Genomic DNA, 26,122 nt, shown 5'->3' with positions numbered 1-26,122 from the left:
GGGCGCGCGCTTGCTTGGCTGCGCGCAAGGAGGAAAATATGGCAAAGGTCCCGGTTCAGTTCACGCTCAACGGTGCGGAAAAGGCCGAATTCATCGACAGCGGCACGACGCTGCTCAACGCACTGCGCGACAAGATCGGCGACACCTCGCCGAAGGGTGGCTGCCACCAGGGCACATGCGGCGCGTGCTCGGTCATCATCGACGGCGAGCTTCGGCTCTCCTGCCTGACGCTGGCCGAGACTTGTAACGGTGCGGCCATCACCACGACATCGGGGCTTTCGGAAGCCGGCGTGCTGCATCCGCTGCAGCGCGCCTTCCTCGATGCCTTCGCCGCCCAGTGCGGCTTCTGCACGCCGGGCATGATCATGGCCGCCAAGGTGCTGCTCGACCACACTCCGAACCCTAGCCGCGACGATGTCGTCGAGGCGCTGTCGGGCAACATCTGCCGCTGCACCGGCTACGAGCCGATCATCCAGGCGGTGCTGACCGCCGCGCGGTCCAATTCGCAGAATGCGGCCTGAGGGAGTCAAAAAGATGGAACTCCGCAAGAGCTATTTCGCCGACCAACGCAAGGACGATCTGCACGAGATCGGCCAGCCGCGGCCGCGTTCGGATTCACCCGGTCATGTCACCGGCAAGACCGCCTATTTTGCCGACCGCAATTTTCCCGGCATGCTGCATCTGAAGATGGTGCGTAGCCCGCACCACCACGCCCGCATCCGCAGCATCGACACCTCCGAGGCGGAAAAGCATCCGGGCGTGGTGAAAATCCTGACCGCCCAGGACGTGCCGCATAATGTCTACACCATCCTGATCCTGATCCAGATCGGGCCGGAGGACGAGACGGTGCTGGCCGATGGCAAGGTGCGCTGGAAGGGCGAGGCGGTGGTGGCGGTGCTGGCCGAGACCGAGCGCGCCGCCCAGGAAGCGGCAGCCAAGGTCAAGATCGATTACGAGGTACTGCCGGCCGTCTTCGACATGGAGGAAGCGCTGAAGCCCGGCGCGCCGATAGTGAACGAGTATCACGGCCGGAATTATTACCTCTATGACAGCGGCGAATGCCGCAAGGTGCGCTTCGGCGATGTCGAGGCCGGTTTCGCCGGCGCCGACCACATGCTCGAACAGACCTACCAATCCTCGCCGATCGAACACGCGCCGACCGAGACGACCGGCTGCATCGTCGTGCCCGAGGGCAATGACCGCTTCACCTGCTACACCAACACGCAGGCGATGTTCTTCACCCTCGACAACGCCTCGATCGTCCTGCAGATGCCCGGCAACAAGCTGCATTTCGTCGGCGGCACCGTCGGCGGCGGTTTTGGCGGCAAGGTCGACGTCATCGTCGAGCCGATCGCCATCCTCGGCGCCAAGCTGACCGGGCGTCCGGTCTCCTTCATCTACAGCCGCGAGGAGGAGATGCAGATCTCCTCGCCGCGCGCGGCGGAAAAGGTCGTCATCAAGGACGGCGTCATGAAGGACGGCCGTATCGTCGCCCGCAAGGTCACCGGCTACACCGATGCTGGCGCTTATTCGCGCCATTCGCCCTATGGCGCGCAGAAGGGGGCGGGGCACTATCCCGGCCCCTACACGATCCCGAATGTCTGGATCGACACCTACTGCGTCTACACCAACCGCACGCCCTCCTCCGCTATGCGCGGCTTCGGCGTCACCATCGGCGATTTCGCGCTCGAGGTGCAGATGGACAAGCTCGCCCGGCTGATCGGCATGGATCCGCTCGAATTCCGCTTCATCAACGCCTACCGCGACGGCGACATGAAGGCGCATCGCCAGCCGACCGAAGGGGCGGCTCTGATCGAATGCATGCAGGAGGCCTCGCGCGCCGCCAACTGGCCGGTGGCGGAAAAGTTCATGGCGATGTCGTCCTACGCGAAGGGAGCTTGAGATGGCGATCAGGCGCGGACGCGGCGTCGCCGCGATCAATTATCCGACCGGCATGAACCTCGGCGGCGACCCGACCCAGGCGCTGGTCCATTCGACACCGACCGGCAATTTCATGGTGACGCTTTCGAGCGTCGATCTCGGCCAGGGCATGAAGCAGATCATGGCGCAGATCTGCGCCGAGACAATCGGCGTGCCGACCGACCGCGTCGTCGTCGACACCGCCGACACCGACACCGGCCCGCATTGCATGGGCACCTTCGCCTCGCGCGGCACCCACCGCGCCGGCAATGCCGTCATCCAGGCCGCCAGGGAAGCCCGCCAGGTGATGCTGGAAGTGGCGGCCGAGGAACTGGAAGTGAATGCGTCGGACCTCGAGACCGACGGCCAGGGCAACATCCTGGTCAAGGGCGCGCCGCAGAGATCGATCTCGATCTTCGATGTCGCGCTGGCGGCGCATTTCAAGCGCGGCCGCTCGATCTCCGGCCGCGGAATGTTCCTCATCCCGCGCTCCTATCCGGAGAAGGAGACCGGCGCGATGAAGCCGTCGACCTGCTATGCGCACGCCTGCACGGTGGCCGAGGTCGAGGTCGATGACGAGACCGGCGAGGTCACTGTGCTGACGGTGAAGAACGTTTTTGAGATCGGCCGCGCGCTGAATCCGAAGATGGTCGAACAGCAGCTCGTTGGCGGCTCATGGATGGGCATCAGTCATGCGCTCTACGAAACCACCGAACCCTATTATCCCAATCGCGACCATGGCGGCACCGACTTCAACCAGTATCTGATGCCGGGTCCTGGCGATCTTGCGCAAACCGAGATCATCGTGCTGGAACGGCCCTCGGCCGACGGCCCGTACGGCGCCAAGGGGCCAGGCGAAATGTGCGCCAACCCGCAGATCCCGGCGGTCGCCAATGCCGTCTTCGACGCCGTCGGCGTGCGCATCGACACGCTGCCGATCACGCCGGAACGCATCCTGCGGGCGCTGAAGGCGCAAGCATCGAACTGAGTGTTGGAAATGCCCAAGAGAAGCGCCGAGACTGTCGCGACCTCGCCGGAGGCGGTGGCGTCTCGCCTCGCCGCCTCGCGCTATCTGGCCGATGAGAGCCTCGCGACTGCCATCTTCCTGGCGATAAGGCTTGGCAAGCCGCTGCTGCTCGAAGGCGCGCCCGGAGTCGGCAAGACGGAGGCCGCAAAAGCAATCGCCGAAGTGCTCGGGCGCGATCTGGTGCGGCTGCAATGCTACGAAGGCATCGACGCCGCGCATGCGCTCTACGAATGGAACTACCAGCGCCAGCTGCTCGCCATCCGCCATGCCGGCGAGCATGAGGTCGACATCTATGACGACCGTTTCCTGATCGCGCGGCCGCTGCTGCAGGTGCTGAAGGCGCCGGAAAAGCGCGTGCTGCTGGTCGACGAGATCGACCGTTCGGACCACGAGTTCGAAGCGCTGCTGCTGGAGTTCCTTTCCGAGTTCCAGATCAGCATTCCCGAGCGCGGCACCATCCGCGCCAAATCGCAGCCGATCGTCATCCTGACCTCAAACCGCACCCGCGAACTGGCGGAAGCGTTGCGGCGGCGCTGCGTCTACCACTGGATCACCTATCCCGACGCCGAGCGCGAGGCCGCCATCATCATGCTGCGCGCCGGTGACGCCGCCGAGGCCACGGCACGCGCCGTGGCTTCTGCCGTGCGCGACATCCGCGCCCGGCCGCTGGCGAAGCCGCCCGGCATTGCCGAGGCGGTCGAATGGGCCAATGCCGCGACGATCCTCGAAAAGGGCGGCAGTCCTTGGCCGGAAGCGTTCCGCCGCGCCATTGGCGTGCTGATCAAGGACGAAGAGGACCTGTCCTACATCGCCCCCGAGCTTGGCCGGATCGTCGAGGAGGCATTGGCGTGAGCGCCGCGGCCCTACCCCGGGCGGCTGCGCCCTTGCTCGGCTTTGGCCGGCTGCTGCGCCGCTATGGCTTTCCGGTGGCGCCCGAGCAGGTGTCAGGCTTCATGCAGGCGGTGACGCTGCTCGGGCCCCGCTCGATGGCCGATATCCACGAAGCGGCGCTTGCCACGCTGGCGCCGCCGCCGGACCGCCGCGACGAATTCGAGGCGCATTTCCAAAGCTATTTCTACGGCAACACCACGGCCGTGGTCGAAGGCGAGGCCGACGAGGAAACCCGCATCAAGGACGACGGCGGCACCAGCGATGAAGAGAGTGAGGTGACGCGCCAGGCAGAAGGCGGCGAGTTGTCGTCCGGCGCCGAACTGTTGAGCGCCCGCGACTTCCAGCGCGACGGCGACGGGCTTGCCGCTTTCCGCCGCCAGCTCGCAACCGCCCTGCCCGCCCGCCGCTCCTTCCGCACCGTGCGCACGCATGCGCGCGGCAAGCTCGACCTGCGCCGTTCGCTCCGCGAAATCGTCAGTGCCGACGGCGATATACCGTCGCCGCTGCTGCGCCGCAGGCAGACCGTGCCGCGCAAGCTTTTGCTGCTGATCGACGTGTCCGGCTCGATGAAGCTGCACACATCGGACTACCTCAAACTGGCGCATGCGGCGGTGCAAGGTGCGGACCGGGCTGAAATTTTCGCCTTCGGCACGCGGCTGACCCGCATCACCACGGCGCTGCGCATTCGCGACCGCGACCAGGCGCTTGCCCGCGTCGCGGCGCAGGTCGACGACTGGGACGGCGGCACCCGCATGGGGCCGACGCTGCTCGCCTTCCTGTCGGTGCCGCGCTTTTCCGCCTTCGCGCGCGGGGCGGCGGTCGTCATCCTGTCCGACGCGCTGGAGCGCGGCGACCATGCCGAGCTGGAAATGGCGATGCGTCGGCTGAGCGCACGCGCCTTCCGGCTTTCGCTGGCGACGCCGCTGGCCGGCGATCCGCGTTTCCAGCCGGCCACGGCAGCACTTCGCGCCATCCTGCCGGTGCTCGACGATCTCATCGATGGCTCGTCCATCGCCGGTCTCACCGATTTCATCCTGTCGCTCGCCCGCCCTGCCCCGGCGGCTGCAGCCATCTGGAAGAGGGTATCATGATGCAGAAGGCGATCGACGCGCATTTCCACATCTGGCGCAGAGACGATCAGCCCTGGCTGCGCGGGCCGATGGTGCCGCGCATCTTCGGACCCTACGAGCCGATCCGCCGCGACTACCCGATCGAGGGGTTCCTCGCCGATCAGCAAGGCTCTGATATCGAGAAGGCGGTCTATGTCCAGACCAACTGGGCTAAGGAGGATTTCGAGACTGAAGTCGCCTTCCTGCAGAAGACGGCTAACGAAACCGGCTGGCCGCATGCCATCGTCGGCTATGCCGACATGACTGTGGACGATGTGCGCCATCAGATTGATCGGCTAGTAAAATACAAGCTGCTGCGCGGCGTGCGCATGCAGCTGCACTGGCACGAAACGCCGGCCTTCCGCTTTGCCGCTTCCGCCGACCAGGTGATCGACCCGAAGGTGCGGGCCAATGTGGCGCGGCTGAAGGACTATCGCATGTCCTTCGACCTGCAGCTTTTCCCGTCCCAGATGAAGGACGGGCTGACGCTGGTTGCAGAGAACCCGGAGACGAATTTCATCCTCACCCATGCCGGCATGCTGACCGACATGTCGGACGAAACCACGGAGGCCTGGAAGGCCGGATTGCGCACGCTTTCAGCAGCGCCAAACCTCTACGCCAAGCTCTCCGGCCTCGGCACCTTCGTCCACCGCAACGACCCGGCGCTGATCGCCTATATCGTCGACAACGCGATCGACATCCTCGGCAGCGACCGTCTGATGTTCGGCTCGAACTTCCCGATCGAGAAGCTGTGGACCAGCCACGCCGAGCTGATCAAGGCGCACCGCGAGGCAGTGGCCAAGCACGGCGCGGCCGCCGAGGCGGATATTTTTTGGAACACGGCGGAGCGTGTGTATCGGCCGGTGTGACGCGCTGACCTCCCCTTCTCCCCTTGTGGGAGAAGGTGGCCTCGCGAAGCGAGGTCGGATGAGGGGTGCTGGAAGCATCGTTGCATAGAAGATCTAAGCGCTTCAAATCGTTTTATATTTTCTCGCCGCGTTTCTTCCAGCACCCCTCATCCGTCTCGGCGCTACGCGCCGATCCACCTTCTCCCACAAGGGGCTAGCGTGCGCACACATCTGATTTGGCGGGGATTAGTTTGGATTTGCAAGAGCGAAGCCCTCGGCGATGGCGTGGAAGCGTTTGAGGCCGTTGCTGAAGGTGACGGGACCTGGCGGCCGCTCCTTTGCGTAGCCGTTCCACCCTCCCAGCCGGGCGATGCACCAAGCGGCCCAGGCGAGCGTGTGTTGCGGATGCGGGTTGTTCTGCTTTTGGGTCTTGCCTTCGAGCCTGGCAATCAGCGCCTCCAGCACGGTGATCTCGGCGGGGCTGAAGAGGCGTGCAGCCTTGAAGGCCTGGCCGGCGGCATCGCGCCCGTGCACGAGTTGCATGACCCTGGTGGCGACGATCAGCGCGGTCGCGGCCAGCCGTTCGAGTGCCTCACCATCGGCAAGCAGGCTTTCCTCCAGATCGATGGCCTGCGACTTCACGGTTCGGAACAGCTGTTCGACGGTCCAGCGCAACCGGTAGAGATCGACCATGCGGCAAGCGTCGGCGAGCGTTTTGACCGCGTGAGTGGTCAACAGCCGCCAGATCACCGCTTCCTTGGGCGAAGGCGGATCGATCTCGCGCACTTCGACCATGTTGAGCGTGATCTCGCGCGGATCGCGACAGTCGGCACCAAGGCGCGGCTGGCGCAAGGCGACCGCGGCGAAGCGAACGGCCAGTTGCACCTTGCGCGCCGGTCGGCCGGGACGCGCCTGCAGTTCGAAGGCGGTCCGGCCGGCTTCCGGCGTTTTGGCGATCTCGCCGAACAGACGGCCGCCCTGCTCACCCAGAGCCCGGTCGCGCACGGCGCGGATGAGCACATGCGTGCGCTCGTCAGGCAGCCTTGCCAGCACTTCGTAGATGTCGGCCTCGCGGTCGCCGATCACGGTAGCCAGGGGCGTGTCGGTCAGCGCCTGGCGGGCCGCCTTGGCGGTGGCGATCCATTTGTAGCTTTCCTTGGCTTCGATCGGCAGGGCTTGGTAGTCGTGCGCCTTCTGCCCCCGGCGCCGCCAGATCGTGGCAGCCGCAAGCCCCAGCACCGAGCCGTCGGCGGCATCCACGGCCAGCGCCGGGTGGACGAACAGCCCGACATCCTTGCCGTTGCCGACATGCCCGAGGCCGCGCTTGCGCGAGGCCTTGGCCTCATAGTTGATCTCGCTGCTGTCCTCAATGATCAGCACATGGCGGCCGGCCGCCGCCTCGCCCGTTCGCGCCGCCGCCGTGCGCACGATCTCCGGCACCGTCACTTGGGGATTGCGAAACAGCCGCGTGAACGCAATCTGTTCCGCCCGCGTATCGGCCAGCCTGCGCAGGCCCGCGCTGACGCGCGTGCACATGCGCTCCAGCACCATGCTCCCCTTTTTTGCAGGCGCAGGTCGCCGAAGTATCCAAGCAGCAAAGCCATCGTCGAAATCTCCCGAATCAACAATGGCAGCTACAGAATCACACATGATTCCAACCCCACAAGCCAAACCTGCTACCCGACCAAACTCCCTTGACACCTCTCCGAAGCAGATGTGTGCGCACGCTAGCCCACAAGGGGAGAAGGTCAAGCCCGATGTCAACTCCGCAGAAGATGACCCGAAACCTCGGCGCCCGCGGCCGGCGGCAGCGCCAGGAAGCGGAACGAGGCCGCGAGCCCGATTGCGCCGATTGCCAGGAAGGCGAGGCGGAAGTCCACCAGGTCGAGCGCCGGCCCGCCCCTCGCGATCTGCGACAGGTTGAGCAGCGCCGCCGCGACCGCGACGCCGAACAGCATCGCCACCTGCTGCAGCATGCTGGACAGCGTCGCCGCCGAGCTGCGCTGCGCCGAAGCGATATCGGCGAAGGCCAGCGTGTTGAGCGCGGTGAACTGCATCGAACGCGTCAGCCCGGCAATCAGCATCAGCGCCGCCACTAGCGCTTGCGGGGTCTGCGGCGATATCACGGCGCAGGCCATGATCGACAGCGATGCGATCACGCCGTTGACGACCAGCACCGAGCGGAAACCGAAGCGCCTCAGCGTCGGTGTCGTCACTGTCTTCATGCCGAGATTGCCGAGGAAATAGGCGAGGATCAGCATGCCGGCATCGACGGGTCTCAGACCGAAGCCGACCTGGAACAGCAGCGGCAAAAGGAATGGCGTGGCGTTGATCGCCACCCGGAACATGGTGCCGGCCGACAGCGTCGATATGGCGAAAGTCTGTATCTTAAACGATGTGAGGTCGAGCAGCGGATTTTTTGCCCGCGCCAGATGCCGCACGGCCAGGCAGCCGACGAAGATGCCGGCGACAAGCAGCGCCACGGTCGGCATGGCGCCGTCTTCCGGATGGGCGATGCGCTCGAGGCCGTAGAGCATTGAGGCAAGCCCGACCGAGGTCAGAAGAAAGCCCGGCCAGTCGAGCGGCCTGGTTTCGGAAGCGCGGTCGCCAGGAATGAAGCGCGCGACCAGCGCCAGGCCGGCCACGCCGAGCGGAATGTTGATGAAGAAATTCCAGTGCCAGGACAGATAGGTGGTGATGAAGCCGCCAAGCACCGGCCCGATCACCGGCGCGAACAGCGCCGGCCAGGTGATCAGTGCCGTGGCGTTGAGAAGCTCAGACTTCGAGGCGTTGCGCAGCACCAGGATGCGGCCGACCGGCGTCATCAGCGCACTGCCCAGGCCCTGCACGGCACGCGCGGCGACGAACTGAGTCAGGTTCTGTGAGATGCCGCAGGCGATCGAAGCCAGCGTGAACAGCGCGATCGCCACGAGGAAGACGTTGCGCGCGCCGAAGCGGTCTGCGAGCCAGCCCGACGGCGGCACGAACACCGCCATGGTCAGCATATAGACGGTGATGCCGATGCTCATCGCCACCGCCGGCACGCCGAAGGATTCTCCCATCTGCGGCAGCGATGTCGAGATGATCGTCGAATCCAGAAGCTGCATGAAGAAGGCGACGGCGACGATCAAAGCCACGCGCCGCGCCGCCGTCGCGGTCTCGGCCAAGGCTTTGCTTTCGGTAATGGCGGTCATGCGCAGAACTGTACGAAAGTTTTTCCCGCGCCACTGGGAACCAGGCGATTGTCCGGCAAATCGATGACGCACCGGTTTGAACAGCATTTGGGCGGCGCCGTCCAGACATGGACCAACAAACTTTCGTGTCGTATCGCGACCTGTTATGCGATGACTGAACCTCGCCATCGAACCTTTGACAGTTCGCGATTTCGTTTCGCTATCTTCCGACTAGGACCCCTCTTCATCAGGACCAATCTGCGCATGAAGCCCATCTACATCGATTATCTTAATGCCCTCGACATCGACGCCCTTGATATGACCGATGCCGAAATCATCGATGCGGTCGAGGCCGGGCTGGTGGCGCAGGGCAATGGCCAGACGGTGATCGAGCCGCGCGTCCATCTCGAGCCGGACCCGTCCTTCAACGGCCATTTCAATGTCCTGCGCGGCTACGTCGCGCCGCTCGATGCGGCCGGCGTCAAGATCGTCGGCGACTATGTCGACAATTACCTGCACGGCCTGCCGTCGGAATTCGGCATCCTCAACCTGTTCGACCCGCGCACCGGCACGCCGCGCGCCATTCTCGACGCCACTGTGATCACCGACATGCGCACCGGTGCAGTCACCGCTATCGGCGCCAAACATCTGGCGAGAAAGACATCGAAGATCCTTGGCCATGTTGGCGCGCGCGGCACCGCCTACTGGAACGTGCGCCTGCTCGACCATCTTTTCGACTTCGACGAGATCCGCGTGCATTCGCGCCGGCCGGAAAGCCGTGACGGCTTTGCCGCCAAGCTGTCCGCCGATCTCGGCAAGAAGGTTACGGCGGTCGCCGACTGGCGCGCTTGCGTCGAGGGTGCCGACATCGTCGTCGAGGCCTCGCGGCTGCCGGAACCGCAGCCGCTGCTGAAGACCGAATGGATACAGCCCGGCGCGATGGTGGTGCCCTATGGCACGATGAGCGCGGTGGAGCTGTCGTTGACCGACATCATGGCAAAGATCGTCGTCGACGACTGGGGCCAGTGCAAGGGCGGCAAATTCGGCTCGCTGCGCGCCCATGTCGAGACCGGACGCCTGAGCGAGCAGACGCTGCACGCCGAACTTGGCGAGATCGCCGCCGGCCTCAAGCCGGGGCGCCAGAGCGACGACGAGACGATCCTGTTTTGGCATCGCGGCCTGTCGCTTTCCGATATCGCCCTGGGCAAGGCGATGCTGGCCAAGGCGCAGGCGCAAGGCATCGGCCAGCGGCTGCGCTTCGCATGAGTGCGCTCGTCCTCACCGGAACCGGCGTCAGCGTCGAGGATGTCGCGGCGGTTGCCCGCGACCGACGTAAGGTGGAAATAGCCCCCACGGTCTTGGAGAGGCTGGACAGAGCGCGAAAAGTGCTCGACCGCGCCGCCGCTTCTGGTCAGCCGATCTATGGGCTCAATACCGGTCTCGGCGCCAATCTCGGCACATCGGTCAGCGGCGACGCCAGCGCCTTCCAGCGCCAGTTGCTGGACGGCCGCAGCGGCGCCGTGGGTGACGTGCTGCCGCAAGACATCGTGCGCGCGACGATGCTTGCCCGGGTGGCGATGTTTTCCGCCGGCGGTTCGGGCATTTCATCAGAGGTTTTCGTCGCGCTCATCGACGCGCTCAATGCCGGCGTGCATCCGGTAATGCCGTCGCTGGGCTCGATCGGCGACAGCGACCTGGTGCTGATGGCAACGCTCGGCCGCGTGCTGACCGGCGACGGCGACGCCGACTTTCAGGGCCGGCGCATGCCGGCGGCCAAGGCGCTGGCGATGGCGCGCCTCGCCCCCGTCAGCCTCGCCCCCAAAGACGGGCTGTCGCTGATGAGCGCCTCGGCGGTGTCCGCCGGCAGCGGCGCGCTGGCGGTGGTCGACGCACTGTCCGCCTTCGCACATCAACAGCAGGCGGGCGCGCTGACCATGGAAGGTATCGGCGCCAACCAGACGATGCTCGATCCGCGCTTGCAGTCGGCACGACCGGCCGCCGGCCAGCAGCAGGCCGCGCAAGGCATGCGCGATCTTCTGGCACGCGACAAGGCGCCGATGCCGACGACCTTGCAGGACCCGCTGTCGATCCGCTGCATGCCGTCGATCCATGGTGCGCTGTTGCAGACAATCGATCAGGCCAGGCAAGCCGTCGAGATCGAACTCAACGCCGCCGCTGACAATCCGCTGGTGCTGGGCGACGACGACATGGTGCTGTCGACCGGCAATTTCCACACCCCGTCGCTGTCGCTGGCCTTCGAGACGCTTGGCCTTGCCATCGCTCAATGTGCGGCTGCCTGTGCTGCCCGCTTCATCCAGCTCACCGGCTCAGGCCGCAACGGCCTGCCCAAATATCTGTCGCCGGTCGGCGGCGCTTCGGCCGGCTTCGTGCCGCTGCAAAAGACAGTGAGCGCTATCCTCGCCGCCATCCGCCACAAGGCCAACCCGGTAATGCTCGATTTCCTGCCGGTCTCGGAAGGCGTCGAGGATCATGCGACGCAAGCGCCGCTGGCCGTTTCGAAATGCGCCGACATGATCGTGCTGTGGCAGCGGCTGATCGCCTTCGAGCTGATGGCCGCCGCACAGGCCGTAGATCTGCGCGACGGGCTGGCTCTGGCGCCGGCGACCGCCGCGATTCATGCGGCGGTGCGCGCGCTCGTCCTGCCGCTCAAGGAGGACAGGCCCCAGGGTATCGACGCCGAGGCGATTTACGCAGCGCTGGCTACCGGAACATGGCGGCCATAGCGCCGGCCGTCGCATATGCCCGCTGACGATATTGTCGAGCAGCCGGCGCGCCTCATCCGGCGTCAATCTTCTCCATGAACAGACCGAGCTGGTCCGGGTCCATGTGCACCACATGCCTGTCTTCGGGATAGGCCAGGCTGTTCACGTCGGCGACATACTCGGAAAAAGCAGCCACGCGTTCCGCCTGCAGGCGGTCATATTCGGCGGCGAAGTTGCGGTAGACCTTCGAATGGCGCGGCATGTGGCCACGGTTCTGGCCAAGGATGTCGTCGGCGAACAGATATTGCGCGTCGCAGCCGGTGCCCGCCCCCATCGACAGCATGATCAGCGAGGTCCGTTCCGAAATTGCCTTGGCCACTTCGACCGGCACCACTTCGATCTCGGCGCCGACAGCACCTGCGGCCTCATACTGCTTGACCGCCTCGAAAATCTGCATGGCGCTGTCGGCGGTCTTGCCGACGGCCTTGAAGCCGCCGGTCCAGGTAGCTCGCGACGGGATCAGGCCAACATGGCCGATCACCGGTATAGCGTCATCGGCCAGCCGTTTGACGGTGGCATAGCCAGCGCTGCAATAGACCGCGTCGGCGCTCGCCTTGTAGAGCCGGAACGCCCAGCGCACGAAATCGTCGGCTGTGCCGATCTCGTAGAAATTGTCGCCCGGCATGGTGAACAGGCTGGGTGCGGCATCGCGATATTGCGGGTTGAGCACCAGCTCCGGCGGCACCGAGACGATGTCGACCCCGGCTCTTTCGGCGGCCTCGGCCTCGTCCATCGTCAGCACGCGCAGCATGGTCAGTTGCCGCTTGCCCTTCATGGCGCGCAGGTCTGCCACCGTCGGTCTTTTCCGGCTCATCGATTCTGGTCCCCTTTGTTGCATTACGGAAGGCTGGTCAGGCTTAAACTTGCATGATCTTTTCCGAACCGAAGGTCAGCGCAGAAAAAAACCGGTTCCCACTTTTCGGGATCATGCTTTAGATCTGGATCATCACCTTGCCAGCCTCGACCTTGACCGGATAGGTCTGCAGATTGACGCAGACGGGAGCCCCTTTGGCCTGGCCGGTCTTGTAATTGAAGCGGCCATTGTGCTTGGGGCATTCGATGATGTCGTCCATGACAAGCCCGTCGGCCAGGTGGGCCTTTTCATGTGTGCAAAACCCGTCGGTGGCAAAGAATTCATCGTCTGGCGAACGATAGATCGCGAAGGTGCGGCCGCCATGGTCGAAGCGGATGACATCCTCTTCGTCGATGTCGTCCACGGCGCACGCTTCGACCCAATCGGCCATCTGTTTCTCCCGAAATTCCTGCATTGCGGCGGCGCGCGGTGCCTATTCAGCTGCTGCCGACATGTTCACTTCGTGGAACTCGCCACGATAGGGCCGTGCCGTCGGCGGCAGTTCGCGCTTGAGGAAATAATCCTCGTATTTGAGCTGCCTGAGCAGGACCGGCCAGACCTCGCGATAGGCATCCCACATCGACGGGTTCGGCGCCGGCAAATCGTGCTTGATCAATTCGTGCAGCCTGGGCAGCGCATGATAGGGCACCATCGGGAACATGTGGTGCTCGACGTGGTAGTTCATGTTCCAGTAGATGAACCGGCTGATCGGATTCATGTATACGGTGCGGCTGTTGAGCCGGTGGTCGACCACGTTGTCGGCCAGGCCGATGTGCTGCAGCAGGCCGGTCAGCACCATGTGCCAGGTGCCGTAGAGGCGCGGCACGCCGATCAGCACAAACGGCACCCATGATCGCATAGTGAGGGCGAGCGCAATCGTCGCGATGTAGATGGCGACATGCCAGCGCGCGGCGATAACGGCCTTGTGCTGTTCCACCTCGGGAACGTAGCTTTTCTCGTCGGGCGTCAGCTTGCCGAATGCCTGGCGCACCAGCGCAGGAAGCGAATAGCGAAAATCGAGGATACCGGTGAAAGCGAGCGCCGCACGCAAAAGGTCCGGCGGGCGCATCACGGCGATCTCGGCATCGCGTCCGACGATGATCGTATCGGTGTGGTGTCTGGCATGGCTCCAACGCCAGGTCACGGGATTGCGCATCAGCATGAAGCTGGCGATCTGGTAGACCACATCATTCATCCAGCGCGTGCGGAAGGCCGTGCCATGGCCGCATTCGTGCCAGCGCGAGTCGCTGGAGGAGCCGTAGAGCACGCCATAGACGAAGAAGAACGGCACGCACCACCAGGTGCCCCAGAAATAGATGCCGCCGGCAGCGGAAGCCAGGATAGCGACGATCCAGATGATCGTGTCGCGGATCGCAGGGCCATCGGAACGTTGCATCAACTCCTTGATCGCCTTGCGCGGGACGTCGGTGTGATACCATTCGGCCGAGGCCAGTCCCGTCTCGATCGCCCTGCGCGTGCTTTCGCCGACCAGGCTGTAGTCGCGCTTCATTGTGCCAGCCATTGTGACCTCCAAATCCTGGTGGGCCGCGAGCCCTCCCCGCTCCGACCGGAACCAGCCTCCCAATTGGTGCTTCGCATCGTCCTCGCCATCATCACGACCTGCCTCCGAGCACCGGAAATTTGCCCGACGGCCGCGGATAATCCTCCCGCGGCTGCCTGGCGATCGCTGCGATCCGACTTTCGGCGGCAGCGATATCTCCAGCGCCGTCGAGAACCCGGAACACCGCATCGTAGGAGCGGCTTTCGCCATGCTCCAGCCAGATCATCTCGCCGCGTTCGCGCGCAGCCAGATTGCCTAGCACATGATGCGTCGAGGGTTCTAAGCCCAGCGCATAGTGCCCAGCCTGGAAATTCTGCCATTCATAGGCGCAGGGCAACTGGTCCTTGCGCGTGACGACTTCCAGCCCAAGGCCAAGACGGTCGTTGACCACCGCCACCGGCACTTCCCCGGCGCCGTTAGCACCAAGCTCGTGCTGCCAGACCTGCTCCTCGAAACCCAGTTGCGGCGCCGGCACTGTGCGGTAGCCGACCTTCTGTGCCTCGTAGCGCTCGCCGGCATGCCCGGCCCACACAACATCACGGATCGGCGCCAGATAGCGCGAGCCTTCGTCGAGCACCGGATGGCTAACGTTGATGTGATAAAAGTACATATGCGGCGTGCGGTTGAAGCCGTGATTGACGACACGGTCCGAAAGCCGGATCTCGTTGCCGCCGACATCGGCCTCGATCCGCCGCAACAGATGCAGATCCTCGCCGAACACCGTCGACTGCTGGACGATGGCCTCGGCCCACAGCACGCAGCGGTCGCCGTCCCACGCTTCGCCATAGCCGGTCAGCCGCGCCGGAATGGTGCTGACGCGGCCATGCAGGGAATGGCGCACCGTCTTCTTCGGCGGATAATTGTAGCTGTCGGCCGGCACTTCGTTCATGAACAATATATGGTCAAGTCCGCAGGTGAGCAGCAGGCCTGAAAACGACCGTGCCCAGGCCAGCCCCTCCTCGCCTTCATACTCGTGCAGGCCGGGATGGCGGAAGCCGCTCGGCGAATGCCAACCGATCGCCTGCCCCTTGAAGTCGCAATCGGCGATATCGAGCGCCCGGTCGACCAGCGCGGTGAAACGCAGGCCGGAGCCGGTGCGGAATTCGAGCATCCGTATGCCGCGCTCCACCCCGTCGCCAAGCGTCATCAACCGCACGCCGGCGAACTGCGACAGCATGCCGGACCGCTCCGAGACCTGCCGGCGCGAAAGCGTCTTGCCGTAAAGCTCTACCATGTGACGGCCAGTTCCTTCACTTTGCTCTCGTCTCCTTGAGCAGGGCCGACATGTCGGCGCCGGTGATGATGCTCTCCACCGTCAGCAGGTCGGTATCGGCGACCGTCTGCTCGGCGACGATCTCGCCGCGGCGCATGACGATGATGCGGTCAGCGACCTGAAAGACGTGATGGATGTTGTGGGTGATCAAAAGCACCGAATGGCCGGCGGCGCGCACCTCCTTGACGAAGCGCAGCACGCCGTGTGTTTCCTCGACGCCGAGATTGTTGGTCGGCTCGTCGAGGATGATGACCTTGGCGGCGAACTGCATGGCGCGCGAAATGGCAATCGACTGGCGCTCACCGCCCGACAGCGTGCTGACCAGCGCATCGGCATCGAGCTTTTTCGAGATGCCGACGCGCTTCAAAAGTGCCGCGGCGGCATCGCGCAGCTTGGCGAGGTCGAGCGGCGCGAACACGCCCAGCCATTTCAGATTGACCGGCTCGCGACCGAGAAAGAGATTGCGGGCGATGCTGAGGTCGGGCGCCAACGACGTGTCCTGGTGGATGGTCTCGATGCCAAGATCCATCGCATCGCGCGTCGAGCGGATCGAGACCCTCTGGCCGCGCACATAGATGTCGCCGCGGTCGACGGGAAACACCCCGGAGATCGCCTTGATCAGCGTCGACTTGCCGGCGCCGTTGTCGCCGAGCAAGGCCACCACTTCGCCCTCGTTGAGCGTGAAGGAGGCGCTCTTCAGGGCGCGGACGCTGCCGAAGGACTTTTGCAGATTCTGCAGCCGAAGCACTTCCATGATCAGCTCCTGGCGGCGTTCTTCTGCAGCAAAGCGTGCAGGATGAGCATGGCAAGGATGATGACGCCAACGAAGATGTTGTAGGCGAGCCCCGGGACGCCGATCAGCACGATACCGTTGCGGATGCTGCGCAGCATCAGCGCGCCGACGATCGTGCCCAGGATCGTGCCGCGCCCGCCTGTCAGCGCCGTGCCGCCGACCACCACCATGGCGATCACTTCGAGCTCGTAACCGGTACCGGCCACCGGCGAGGCGGCCGAGATGCGGAACGCACTGATCATGCCGGCCAGACCCGCCAGCACTGAGGTCAGGATGAACAGCCAGATCTTGACCGCATCGGCCGGCACGCCGCGCGCCACGGCGGCGTTACGGTTCGAACCGATGGCGCTGATCCAGTTGCCGAGCTTGGCGTAGTGCAGCACGTAGATCGCCAGCAACGACAGGGCGATGAACCACCACAAGGACGTATAGAAACGGAACGTTCCGATATTGAAGCTGCCGGCCAGCAGCGTCACGAAAAAGCCTGGCTGGTCCCAGGATTTTAGCGGAAAGCCTTGCGTGATGTAGAGCGCAGCACCTCGCACCACGAGCAGCATCGACAGCGTCACCAGGAAGGAGGAGATGCCAATCTTGGTGACGATCAGCCCGTTGATGGCGCCGATCGCCACGCACAGCAGCAGCCCGGCCAGCAACGCCACGCCGATGTCAACCTGGCCGCTCTGCACCAGCAGCATGACCACGACCGGCGCCAGACCGAACACGGCGCCGACCGAAAGGTCGAACTCGCCTGCTGTCAAAAGCAGCGTCATGCCGAGCGCGATGATGCCGAGCTCGGGCAGGAAGGCCATCATGTTGGAGACGTTGAGCGGCGACAGGAAGTTGGCGTCGGCGATGGCGAACACCGCCAGCAGCACCACGAGGATGACGAGCGAGGAGAATTGCGGTGAGCGGATCAGGCTCGACCTGCGTTTCACGTCAGGCATTTCCTCTTCTGCGGCAATTGTCATGACTGCTTGAACCATACCTGGGTGTGACGTCCGCCGCCTGCGCGGCGGGCGTCAGTTTCCATCACTTGTTGTAGAGTTTCAGGATCGGCTCGACGCTTGTGGCGTCGTAGAGGCTGAAGGTGTGAATGTCGTAGCCGATCGGTTCACCCGCGGCGGCAAGCCCGAGCAGCGCCACCGGCATGAAGCCCTGCGCCGACGGGAACTGCCAGGCAGCCGCGTTGACGAAGCCGGCCTTGACGGCTTCGGCGGTTTCCCTGGAATTCCCCCAGCCGACGACCGGGATCTTGCCGGCCGGCACGCCGGCGCCGTCGAACACCCGCTTGATGCTGGCCGCGACGGAATCGCCGAGCGCGATGATCGCCGGCGGATTGTTGGCGACCACATAGTCGGTCATCTTGGCGATGATGCCGGCCGGATCGGTGCCGCAATCGACCACGTCATATCTAATGCCGAGCGGATCGAAGACGCTGGCGATGCCTTCGGTCTCGAGCTGCTGGTAGCTGGCTCCAGGCACTTCCACCGGCAGGAACACCTTGTCGCCCTGCTTCACCATCTTGTGGTCGACGAGGTACTTGGCCCAGATGGCACCGGCCTCCTTGAGATCGGCGCCGACATAGGCCTGCCGCCCGGTTGCCGGATCGTCGGTATTGAAGAACACGATCGGGATGCCGGCAGCCTTGGCTGCCTTCACCTCTTCCGTCCACAGCCCGGGCTGCGCCGAGGTGGTGGCGATACCGTCCGGCTTGGCGGCGAGTGCTGAGCTGAAAGCTTCCTTCTGCGCCGCCATGTCGCCGCCGCTGAAGGAGATCTTGCAGGTCACCTTGAGCTGGTCGCAGGCCTTGGTGGCACCGGCATTCCAGTCGAGCCAGAATGCATCCGACGGGCCGCCATGCGACAGCAGATAAAACGTCTTCTCCTGCGCCAATGCCTGCGAGCTGAATGCGAGGCCGGCGAGCACTGTCGCGGCGGCCGCCAGTTTCAATCCGAATTTCAACATCTCTCTTCCTCCATTATATTTCCTCCCGGCGGAAAGCGCCGCCGCATGGCGGCGACGCAGGGCTCCTGTCAGAGGCCGTTGGCGCGGAACTTGCCGTCGAGGAATTTCTTGGCCCGCGGCACGTCATCTTCCGAGAGATGCTCAATGATGACCGGGATGTTCGGATGCTTTTCGGCAAGCCGCTTGAGATAGAGATCGTAGTTCAGCGAACCGAGGCCGGGCGCCGGCAATTCGATCTCGCCGACACCGCGGAAAGTATGGCTCTCCAGCGCGTCCTCGTCACCGATGTCGGCGTGCTTCTCCGACTTGTCACCGCCCGAACGCTTGACGTCCTTGGCATGGGCTATTTTGATCTTATCGGTCAGCGTGTCGAACACCTGGTTGAGGATCTGGTCCATCCTGTCGATGTTGTGCGTCTCGAAATAGTTGGTCGGGTCCATCAAAAGGCCGAGGCCGGGATGGTCGACCTGCGCGAACATCTTCACCGTCTCCTCGACCGAGCCGACGACGTTGTTGACATAGGTTTCGAGCAGGAAGACCGCGCCGTGGTCGTAGGCCGTCTGGGCAAGGTCGGCGATGACCTTGCGGCATTCCTCAAAGCCTTCCTCGGTTTTGTTCTTGGGATGATGCACCCAGTCGGATTCGGTGTTGTAGGTGCCGGTTTCCGAGATCACGTAAGGCGTGCCGAAATGGCGCGCATTGCGGATGATCTCCTTCAGATAGCCGACGCGCCTCTCGCGCTCGGCCATGTCCGGATGGATGATGTTGGTGTAACCCGACACGCAGCACACCGGCAGATTGTGATCGCGGAAGGTGTCGCGAACAGTCCTGGCCTTGTCCTTGGTGATCTGCCCGGCCGAAAGGTCAACATCCCTAAAATGCAGGTCGAGCTGCACCGTATTGAAATCGAGCGCGCGGATCTTCTGCGCGGTTTCCTTGAGGCCGTACGGGAAATAGCCCGTGAAGATACCTGCCTGCATCATGATGTGAAGTCCTCCCTGTAAGCGATTCAGTTGATTGAGTTTGTCGAGATTTCGGAAAGCTTGACCGTGCGACCCTCATCGATCGAGCGATAGCCCGCTTCGATCAGCGCCATGGTCTTGACGTTGTCGGCGACGGACAGTGCGGGCGGTTCACCCGTCTTCACCGCGTGCTGGAGCTGCTCCATCACGCCGATGAAGGCATGCGGGAACCACATTGTCTCCCAGCTGGGTGTCACCCATTCGCCGCCGGTGGTCTCGGTCGAGGCATAGGTCAGCGTCGAGGCAGAACCCGTCGGCCAGCCGATCGTGCCCTTGGCGACGCCCTTTGTGCCGTCGACGCGCCAGTTGATGTGCTGGTCGTCCTTGTAGCCGTCCTGGCGTGGACCGGACCAGACGTCCTCCAGCGATACGGCGAGCACCCCGGACGGGAACCGCATCGTCGAGACCGTGATGCCGTCGGAATGGTCGAAACGCGTGCGCGGATCCTTACGCGTCAGTGTCGTAATCTCGTCGGGATCGCCGAACAGGAAGCGCAGCACGTCGAGATGGTGGACGCTCATATTGGCGAGCGTCAACCGGTCATAGTCCTCGAGAAATGTCTGCCAGTGCGGGATGGCGTGCATGTCGATATGCGCGAAGACGATGTCGCCGAGCGCGCCGCTGTCGATGATCTGCTTCAGCACGCGCATCGACTGGTCGTAGCGCATGTTCTGGTTGACCGAGAGGATCTTGCCGGCCCTGGCCGCCTCGTCGCGCAACTCGATCGCATCCTTGAGCGACAGCGCCAGCGGCTTCTGCGCCAGGATCGCCTTGATGTGCGTCTGCTTCAGCGCATGGCGGATCAGCGCTGGCTGCTGGTCGGGCGGAAAGGCAAGGTCGATTATCTCGACATTTTCGTCCTCGATAAGCTGTTCCGGCGTATCGTGGACGGTCGGGATCTCCCAGCGCTTGGCGACCTTCTCGGCACTGGCCTTGGTCCGCGAGGCGATCGCCACCACGGGAAAACCGGCTTCGTGATAGGCGGCAAGATGGCATTCGGCCATGATCATGCCGGCGCCGACGCAGCCGATCCTGAATTCCCTGGTGCGGACTCTAACGTCCGGCTCGAAGCCCTTGCCCGCTATTTCTTCGCCAGCCATATGTTCCTCCCGAAGCTCGTTCCTTGCAGCCGCCGTCATCTTGCCAGCGCCCCCCCGCTTTGCCCGAAATAATGCACCCTGCCCGGCTCGCAGGATATCGCCACCATCGCGTCCGGCCTGACGTCCGGCTGGCCGCGCAGCAGCGCCCTCAGGCGCGCCTGCCCGGCAGCGAGTGTCACGACGGTATAGCCGCCGAGCGGCTCGACCTCGAACACTCGCGCCGGGCGCCCCGCACGCCCATCCGACGTTCCATCATCCGATATTTCCCCATCCAGCCAGGGACGGACCTTGATGTCTTCCGGCCTGAGCCCGATCTCGACGGCATCGGCCGGCGCGGCCTTATCCGCGATGCGGATCGTGCCTTCGGCCGCCTCGACGCCGCCCTCGCCGCGTAGCAACTTCAAGATGTTCATCATCGGCGAACCGAGCAGCCGCGCGACATAGGTGCTGGCCGGCCGGTCATAGATCTCGGCCGGCGCGCCGATCTGCCTGATCCTGCCATTCTCAAGAATGGCGATGCGGTCGGCGACCGACATCGCCTCTTCCTGGTCGTGCGTGACATAGATCAGCGTCTTGCCAAGTTCGCGCTGGATGCGCTTCAGTTCGACGCGGGTCTCCTCGCGCAGCCGGGCGTCCAGCGCCGAGATTGGATCGTCCATCAGATAGGCATTGGGATCGCGCACCAGCGCCCGGGCGATCGCCACGCGCTGCCGCTCGCCGCCCGAAAGCTGCGCCGGCGGCTTATGCAGGATGTGGCCGATATGCAGCTTGGCCGCGACGTCTGCGACACGCTTTTCGATATCGGCCTCGGCGATCCGGCGTTCGACCAGGGGAAAGCGGACATTGTCGCGCGCGCTCATATGCGGAAACAGCGCCAGGTTCTGGAATACCATGGCGACGTTGCGCTCGGCTGGCGACACCGTATTGACCGGCCTGCCGCCGATCAGGATTTCGCCGGCGTCCGGCGTCTCCAGCCCTAGCACCAGACGCAGCACCGTCGACTTGCCCGATAGCGGCGGGCCGAAGAAGCAGAAGAACTCATTGTCGTTGACAGTGAACGAGGCGTCGTCGACGGCGAGCGTGTCGCCATAGCGTTTCGTCACATTGCGGAAGACGATATCGGCCATGGTCTCAGCCCGCCTTCATGGCAAGGCCGGTGGCGGCGTCGAAGACGCGCACCGACTGAGCGGCCGGCGCGACGACTGCTGTTTGCCCGACCGACAGTCCAACATCATTGTCGAACACCGCCTTCACCGCGCTCTCGCCTTGGCCGAGATGCACGATGGTGCGCGCGCCGATGCGCTCGACGAAGGTTACCGGCAAGGAGAGACCTCGGCCGCCTTCAACCAGCGTCGCCTGTTCCGGGCGGAAACCGTAAAGCACATAGCCCTGCGCGCCCCGCACAGCGGCGGTGATTTCAGCCGGCAGCGGCGGCGTTACACCGAGCGGCCCGAGATCGATGACTAGGCCACGGTCGCTTTCCGCCGGCCTGCCCTTGAGCAGGTTCATCCCCGGCGCACCGATGAAGCGGGCAACAAAGACGTTGGCCGGATCGTTATAGACCTCGAGCGGCGTGCCGACCTGCTGCAGCACGCCATGGTCCATCACCGCGATGCGATCGGCCATGGTCATCGCTTCGAGCTGGTCGTGGGTGACATAGACCATGGTCTGCCGGAACTGACGCTGCAGCTGTTTCAATTCGGTCCGCATGACAGCCCGGAAGGCGGCGTCGACATTGGACAGCGGCTCGTCGAGCAGGAAAATCGCCGGCTCCATGATCGCCGAACGGCCGATCGCCACGCGCTGCAATATGTTGACCGACAGCCTGTCGGCCTTGCGGTCGAGCAGCGGAGTCAGCTGCAGCATCTCGGCAATCGCGCCGACGCGGCGGTCGATCTCGGCCTTTGGCGCGCCGCGCATTTTTGGGCCGTAGGCAAGGTTCTGTCGCACGCTCATATGGGTGAAGATCGCATAGTACTGGAAGACGAAGCCGACGCCACGCCGCCCCATCGGCACGCCGGCCATGTCGCGCTCGCCGAACAGGATCTTGCCGCCGGTCGGCTCCTCCATGCCGGCGATCATGTTCATCGTCGTCGACTTGCCGCAGCCCGACGGCCCAAGCAGCGCCATGAACTCGCCGTCGGCGATGGCAAGATCCATCGTCTTCAGCGCGGTGAAGTCGCCGAACTTTTTGACCAGGTTCTGCAAATGGATGGCGCTCATGCCGTCACCTCGCGTGTCCGGGCCATGCGCTTCATGGCAAACACCGCGGCGATGGACAGCACGATCAGGATGGCCAGCGCGATCGCTGCGACATAGCCCCAGATCAGGTCCTGGGTGGTGAGCTTGTAGATGTAGACGGAGATGGTCTCGGTGGCGACGCCGGGACCGCCGCCCGTCATGATGTAGAGCGTGTCGAAGATCTTGAAGTTCTCGATGACCCTGATTGCCAGCGCGATGATGATGATCGTCTTCATCTTCGGCAGCACGATGGTGACGAAGCGCTGCCAGGGATTGGCGCCAAGCAGCGTCGCCGCTTTGATCTGGTCTTCGGGCACGCCGACCAGGCCGGCAAGCAGGATGAGGAACATCAGCGGCGTCCATTGCCAGATGTCGGCGAGCATGACGGCGATGAGCGCCAGCGTCGGGTCCGAAAGCCAGGCGATGGTGACGGGAAAGCCTGATACTGCCGACAGGATGTCGTTCACCGGCCCGCCCGACTGGAACAGCATGAAGAACATGTAGCCGGCCACCGCCGGCACCACCATCATCGGCATCAGCAGGATCGAATAGAAGACCCGCTTGCCCGGAAACTCGTCGGCAAACAGCGTGGCGAGTGCCAAGCCCAGCAGGAATTCCGCCGGCACGCAGATGATCATGACAATGGCCGTGCGCTTCAGCGCGCTCCAGAAGCGCGCGTCGGCGGCGAGGTCGGTGTAATTGGCGAAATTGTTCCATAGCGACCAGGCGCTCCACCAGCCGAGGCCGGACAGCGGCGACCAGTCGGTCAGGCTGATATAGAGCTGCATCAACAGCGGGAACACCGCGATGAACAGGACCAGGATCTGCGCCGGCAGTGTCAGCCGGAAACCGAGCTTTGCCCCTTCGTCCCGAAGGGTCGGCTTTGCCTGGACGGTCTTCATCACGTCCTCCGGAATCGTGGCAGTGACCGCGCTCATTGCTTGAGCGCCCCGAAGGTCAGCCCGCGCACCAGATGGCGCTGGATGGCGATGCCCATGATCACAGGCGGCACGGCCGCGATCAGGCCGAGTGCCGCCTTGGCACCGTAGAGCTGGCCGGTCATCGAAGACGACAGCGAGGCCATGTAGACCGGCACCGTCACCCATTCGCGTGTCGTCAAAAGCAGTGCGATCAGATAGTCCGACCAGTTGAGGATGAAGACGAAGAGCGCGGCACTGGCCAGCGGCGCGCGCATCATCGGCAGGGTGATGCGAGTGAAGACGCGCCACCGCGAACAGCCCTCGACCAGTGCCGCCTCTTCGATCTCGCGCGGCATGTCGTCGAAGAAGGTCTTCATCAGCCAGAAGGCGAAAGGCAGCGTGACGATGCCGTAGATCAGCGACAGCCCCCACCAGCTGTCGGTGAAGTTGAGGAAGGCCCACATGATCATGACAGGGGTCATCACCGCCATCGGCGGAAACAGGCGGAGCTGGATCAGCGCCAGCGGCAGGTTCTGGCCCGAGCCGAAGCGCGACAGCCCGTAGGCCGCCGCGGTGCCCGCCGACATGGCGATCGCCGTTCCGAACACCGCCGACAGCAGCGACGACAGGATCGGCTTCAGGGCGGTGCGGTCGAGCGCGACGATGAGGTTGTTGGTCGACTCACCGAAGACGAAGCGGAAATTGCTGAGCGTCGGGTTCTTCGGCCACCAGGTGAGCTCGGCGCCGGTCGCCGACCATTCGGCGATCGGCTTGAAGGCCATCGAGACCATCCACAGGATCGGCACCAGCGTCACCGCCATAGCAGCAAGGATCGCTGCATAGCGGAATATTTCAAAAGGCACGGAACGCTTCATCTTGCAGCTTTGCTGGTACCATCGTTTGCGGAGGGGAAGTGCAAACTCCTCCCTCCCATTCGCATCCTGGGAGGAGGATCAGCTGATCGGATCGAGAACGGTGGGCCAGGCCTCCTTGTTGGTCTTGATGGCTTCGAGAAGCTTCTCCTCGCCGGTGCGGCGGGCGATCTTCTTCCACTCGGCCTCGGTGTCGACCATCGCCTGCTCGGCGGTCTTGGCCTTGGTCAACGCGGCAACGAGGTTCTCGTCCAGCGCATTGTGGAAGGCGGTGGCGCCGGGATAGTTGATGGTCGGCACGGTGCGGGCGACCGTCTCGCGCACCACATCCATGTGATAGGCGTGATAGGTCTGGCGGACCAGCCGGTCGGAGAAATCCGACAGCCGGAACGGATCGAAATAGCCGCCCGGATTGGCGGTCATCCAGGCATAAATGCGGCTCGATCCGAGCCACTGCAGGAACAGGTAGCAGGCCTCCGGATTCTTGGCCTGCGAGGAGACTGAAGCCGACAGATTGAGCCACAGCACCGAACGGCTGATCAGCTTGCCGTCGATCTCGCGGCCGGGCGGCAGCATCGAGCCGATCTTGCCGGTGACAGCTGAATCCTTGTTGCCGGCATTGTCGAGGAATTTCGGCAGGTTGGAGAAGGCGCAGGTCATGGCGGCGCCGCCCTTGGCGAAATTGCCGTACTGCTCCGGCCAGCCCCAGGAGATCGCATCCGGTGAATGATGGGCCAGCGAGGCGATGTACTCGTTGGTCGCAGCGACGCCTTGCTCTGAATTGATCAGCGGCTTGCCGGTGTCGTCGAACAGGAACTGATTGGGCGAAGCCATTGAGACATAACGCTGATACCAGTTGGTGTAGCCCCAACCCTGGTTGCGCAGATCGGTCGAGCCGAACAGGCCCTTGTCGGGGCGCTGGAAGAAGGCCGCGATCTCGTCATGCTGTTTCCAGGTCCTCGGCGGCGCTAGTTCGTAGCCATGCTTGTCGGAGAAGGCTTTCTTCTCGGCCGCGGCGCCGAACAGATCGATGCGATAGACCCAGGTCTGGAAATCGCCGTCCAGCGACACGCCATAGGTCGAGCCGCGATACTGGTTGAGCAACGAGACGCCCTTGGCGCCGTTGACATAGCCGCGCTCGGGATCGTCCCATTCCGGCTTGTACTGGGCGACGAAGTCGTCGAGCTTCAGGATGCCGCCGGTTTCGGCTAGGTCGCCGAGACGGTTCCATTCGACCGCGTAGATGTCATAGGCTCCACCCTTGGTGGAGATGTCCTGCATCGTCTTGGTGAATTCCTGGCCGTTCGGCACGCCGACGATCTCGAGCGGAATGCCGGTTTCCTTCTCCCACAGATCCTTGATCGAGGGCGCGCCGGCGGGAAACGGCTGCGTCAACTGCCCGATCGAGCCGTCGGACAGGCCGAGCACGATCTTGGCCGGCGCCTTGCCGGCACCCTTCATCGCCTTGGCCGCCTCGATGGCGCGGCCTTCCGGCGTGTCGGGACCATACTGATAGCGCTCCGAGCCGTCGAAGCCGGTCGGGCCGCCGATCATGCCCGGCGCCAGCGCGTCGGCCGCATAAGCGCGGCTGGGACGGATGAATTTCGGTGCGATACCTGCGGCGGCAACAAGCACGGCCGCCTTTCCACCGGACGCCAGCAAACGGCGCCGCGACATGCGGATCATATCAGACATTGGAAGTCCTCCCTCGAGGGCCTTGTTCCTCCACGGCCCTCATGATGGATATTGACGGCACTATGGGAAGGCTGTC

24 protein-coding genes are annotated in these 26,122 nt (G+C 64.0%); 8 read left to right on the top strand and 16 right to left on the bottom strand.

Annotated features, from left to right (window positions below; genetic code table 11):
• Positions 1-38: 38 nt before the first annotated feature.
• Genes IHQ72_RS16420 through IHQ72_RS16395 form a run of 6 tightly spaced genes read left to right on the top strand, consistent with a single transcriptional unit; the run spans position 39 to position 5,816 of the window.
• The gene (locus IHQ72_RS16420) at positions 39-521 is read left to right on the top strand and encodes a (2Fe-2S)-binding protein (protein WP_258123381.1); all 483 of its coding nucleotides are present in this window, start codon (positions 39-41) and stop codon (positions 519-521) included.
• A gap of 13 nt (positions 522-534) precedes the next feature.
• Positions 535-1,902 (top strand): xanthine dehydrogenase family protein molybdopterin-binding subunit, encoded by a 1,368-nt coding sequence (locus IHQ72_RS16415; protein WP_258123379.1) that lies wholly within the window; start codon positions 535-537, stop codon positions 1,900-1,902.
• A gap of 1 nt (position 1,903) precedes the next feature.
• On the top strand, positions 1,904-2,908 hold the full coding sequence (locus IHQ72_RS16410) for a xanthine dehydrogenase family protein molybdopterin-binding subunit (protein WP_258123378.1): 1,005 nt from the start codon (positions 1,904-1,906) through the stop codon (positions 2,906-2,908).
• A gap of 9 nt (positions 2,909-2,917) precedes the next feature.
• Positions 2,918-3,799: an AAA family ATPase gene (locus IHQ72_RS16405; RefSeq protein WP_258123377.1), complete on the top strand. Its 882-nt coding sequence runs from the start codon at positions 2,918-2,920 to the stop codon at positions 3,797-3,799.
• Positions 3,796-4,929 carry a vWA domain-containing protein gene (locus tag IHQ72_RS16400; protein WP_258123376.1) on the top strand — a complete coding sequence of 378 codons (1,134 nt, stop codon included), beginning with the start codon at positions 3,796-3,798 and terminating at the stop codon, positions 4,927-4,929. Before IHQ72_RS16405 ends, IHQ72_RS16400 begins: the two co-directional genes overlap by 4 nt.
• On the top strand, positions 4,929-5,816 hold the full coding sequence (locus tag IHQ72_RS16395; RefSeq protein ID WP_258123856.1) for an amidohydrolase family protein: 888 nt from the start codon (positions 4,929-4,931) through the stop codon (positions 5,814-5,816). The genes IHQ72_RS16400 and IHQ72_RS16395 overlap by 1 nt, the downstream gene beginning before the upstream one ends.
• Positions 5,817-6,041: 225 nt before the next feature.
• Here IHQ72_RS16395 and IHQ72_RS16390 read toward each other — a convergent pair whose 3' ends face one another.
• Complete coding sequence (locus IHQ72_RS16390; RefSeq protein ID WP_258117880.1) at positions 6,042-7,346, bottom strand: IS4 family transposase; 1,305 nt, start codon at positions 7,344-7,346, stop codon at positions 6,042-6,044.
• A gap of 209 nt (positions 7,347-7,555) precedes the next feature.
• The gene (locus IHQ72_RS16385) at positions 7,556-8,989 is read right to left on the bottom strand and encodes a DHA2 family efflux MFS transporter permease subunit (protein ID WP_258123375.1); all 1,434 of its coding nucleotides are present in this window, start codon (positions 8,987-8,989) and stop codon (positions 7,556-7,558) included.
• Between the two features lie 243 nt (positions 8,990-9,232).
• Between IHQ72_RS16385 and IHQ72_RS16380 the strand changes: the two genes are divergently transcribed.
• Both IHQ72_RS16380 and IHQ72_RS16375 read left to right on the top strand, forming a co-directional pair.
• On the top strand, positions 9,233-10,234 hold the full coding sequence (locus tag IHQ72_RS16380) for an ornithine cyclodeaminase family protein (RefSeq protein WP_258123374.1): 1,002 nt from the start codon (positions 9,233-9,235) through the stop codon (positions 10,232-10,234).
• Entirely contained in the window at positions 10,231-11,712 is a 1,482-nt protein-coding gene (locus IHQ72_RS16375) for an HAL/PAL/TAL family ammonia-lyase (protein ID WP_258123373.1), read from the top strand. Before IHQ72_RS16380 ends, IHQ72_RS16375 begins: the two co-directional genes overlap by 4 nt.
• A 52-nt stretch (positions 11,713-11,764) precedes the next feature.
• Here IHQ72_RS16375 and IHQ72_RS16370 read toward each other — a convergent pair whose 3' ends face one another.
• The 14 genes from IHQ72_RS16370 to IHQ72_RS16305 all read right to left on the bottom strand — a co-directional run bounded on the left by IHQ72_RS16370 (position 11,765) and on the right by IHQ72_RS16305 (position 26,046).
• Positions 11,765-12,565: a 3-methyl-2-oxobutanoate hydroxymethyltransferase gene (locus IHQ72_RS16370; RefSeq protein ID WP_258123372.1), complete on the bottom strand. Its 801-nt coding sequence runs from the start codon at positions 12,563-12,565 to the stop codon at positions 11,765-11,767.
• A 118-nt stretch (positions 12,566-12,683) separates the two neighbouring features.
• Positions 12,684-12,995, bottom strand: a complete 312-nt coding sequence (locus IHQ72_RS16365; protein ID WP_258123371.1) for a MocE family 2Fe-2S type ferredoxin — start codon at positions 12,993-12,995, stop codon at positions 12,684-12,686.
• Positions 12,996-13,037: 42 nt separating this feature from the next.
• On the bottom strand, positions 13,038-14,126 hold the full coding sequence (locus IHQ72_RS16360; RefSeq protein ID WP_258123370.1) for a fatty acid desaturase family protein: 1,089 nt from the start codon (positions 14,124-14,126) through the stop codon (positions 13,038-13,040).
• Positions 14,127-14,217: 91 nt separating this feature from the next.
• Entirely contained in the window at positions 14,218-15,399 is a 1,182-nt protein-coding gene (locus IHQ72_RS16355) for an aldose 1-epimerase family protein (protein ID WP_258123369.1), read from the bottom strand.
• 16 nt (positions 15,400-15,415) lie between these two features.
• The gene (locus IHQ72_RS16350) at positions 15,416-16,198 is read right to left on the bottom strand and encodes an ATP-binding cassette domain-containing protein (RefSeq protein WP_374120395.1); all 783 of its coding nucleotides are present in this window, start codon (positions 16,196-16,198) and stop codon (positions 15,416-15,418) included.
• Positions 16,195-17,214 (bottom strand): ABC transporter permease, encoded by a 1,020-nt coding sequence (locus tag IHQ72_RS16345; protein ID WP_374120365.1) that lies wholly within the window; start codon positions 17,212-17,214, stop codon positions 16,195-16,197. Before IHQ72_RS16345 ends, IHQ72_RS16350 begins: the two co-directional genes overlap by 4 nt.
• Positions 17,215-17,260: 46 nt before the next feature.
• Positions 17,261-18,196, bottom strand: a complete 936-nt coding sequence (locus IHQ72_RS16340; RefSeq protein ID WP_258123366.1) for a sugar ABC transporter substrate-binding protein — start codon at positions 18,194-18,196, stop codon at positions 17,261-17,263.
• A 68-nt stretch (positions 18,197-18,264) separates the two neighbouring features.
• The gene (locus IHQ72_RS16335) at positions 18,265-19,179 is read right to left on the bottom strand and encodes a sugar phosphate isomerase/epimerase family protein (RefSeq protein ID WP_258123365.1); all 915 of its coding nucleotides are present in this window, start codon (positions 19,177-19,179) and stop codon (positions 18,265-18,267) included.
• A gap of 26 nt (positions 19,180-19,205) precedes the next feature.
• The gene (locus IHQ72_RS16330; RefSeq protein ID WP_258123364.1) at positions 19,206-20,318 is read right to left on the bottom strand and encodes a Gfo/Idh/MocA family protein; all 1,113 of its coding nucleotides are present in this window, start codon (positions 20,316-20,318) and stop codon (positions 19,206-19,208) included.
• 35 nt (positions 20,319-20,353) lie between these two features.
• Positions 20,354-21,445 carry an ABC transporter ATP-binding protein gene (locus tag IHQ72_RS16325; protein WP_258123363.1) on the bottom strand — a complete coding sequence of 364 codons (1,092 nt, stop codon included), beginning with the start codon at positions 21,443-21,445 and terminating at the stop codon, positions 20,354-20,356.
• Between the two features lie 4 nt (positions 21,446-21,449).
• The gene (locus IHQ72_RS16320) at positions 21,450-22,541 is read right to left on the bottom strand and encodes an ABC transporter ATP-binding protein (protein ID WP_258123362.1); all 1,092 of its coding nucleotides are present in this window, start codon (positions 22,539-22,541) and stop codon (positions 21,450-21,452) included.
• Positions 22,538-23,497 (bottom strand): carbohydrate ABC transporter permease, encoded by a 960-nt coding sequence (locus tag IHQ72_RS16315; RefSeq protein WP_258123361.1) that lies wholly within the window; start codon positions 23,495-23,497, stop codon positions 22,538-22,540. The genes IHQ72_RS16320 and IHQ72_RS16315 overlap by 4 nt, the downstream gene beginning before the upstream one ends.
• Positions 23,494-24,342 (bottom strand): carbohydrate ABC transporter permease, encoded by an 849-nt coding sequence (locus tag IHQ72_RS16310; RefSeq protein WP_258123360.1) that lies wholly within the window; start codon positions 24,340-24,342, stop codon positions 23,494-23,496. Before IHQ72_RS16310 ends, IHQ72_RS16315 begins: the two co-directional genes overlap by 4 nt.
• Positions 24,343-24,432: 90 nt before the next feature.
• The gene (locus IHQ72_RS16305) at positions 24,433-26,046 is read right to left on the bottom strand and encodes an extracellular solute-binding protein (protein WP_258123359.1); all 1,614 of its coding nucleotides are present in this window, start codon (positions 26,044-26,046) and stop codon (positions 24,433-24,435) included.
• Positions 26,047-26,122 lie beyond the last annotated feature (76 nt).

This window comes from Mesorhizobium onobrychidis (assembly GCF_024707545.1).
GTDB lineage: Bacteria > Pseudomonadota > Alphaproteobacteria > Rhizobiales > Rhizobiaceae > Mesorhizobium > Mesorhizobium onobrychidis.
Note: the sequence above shows the minus strand (reverse complement) of the source record. Positions and strands in the feature narration are given on the sequence as shown.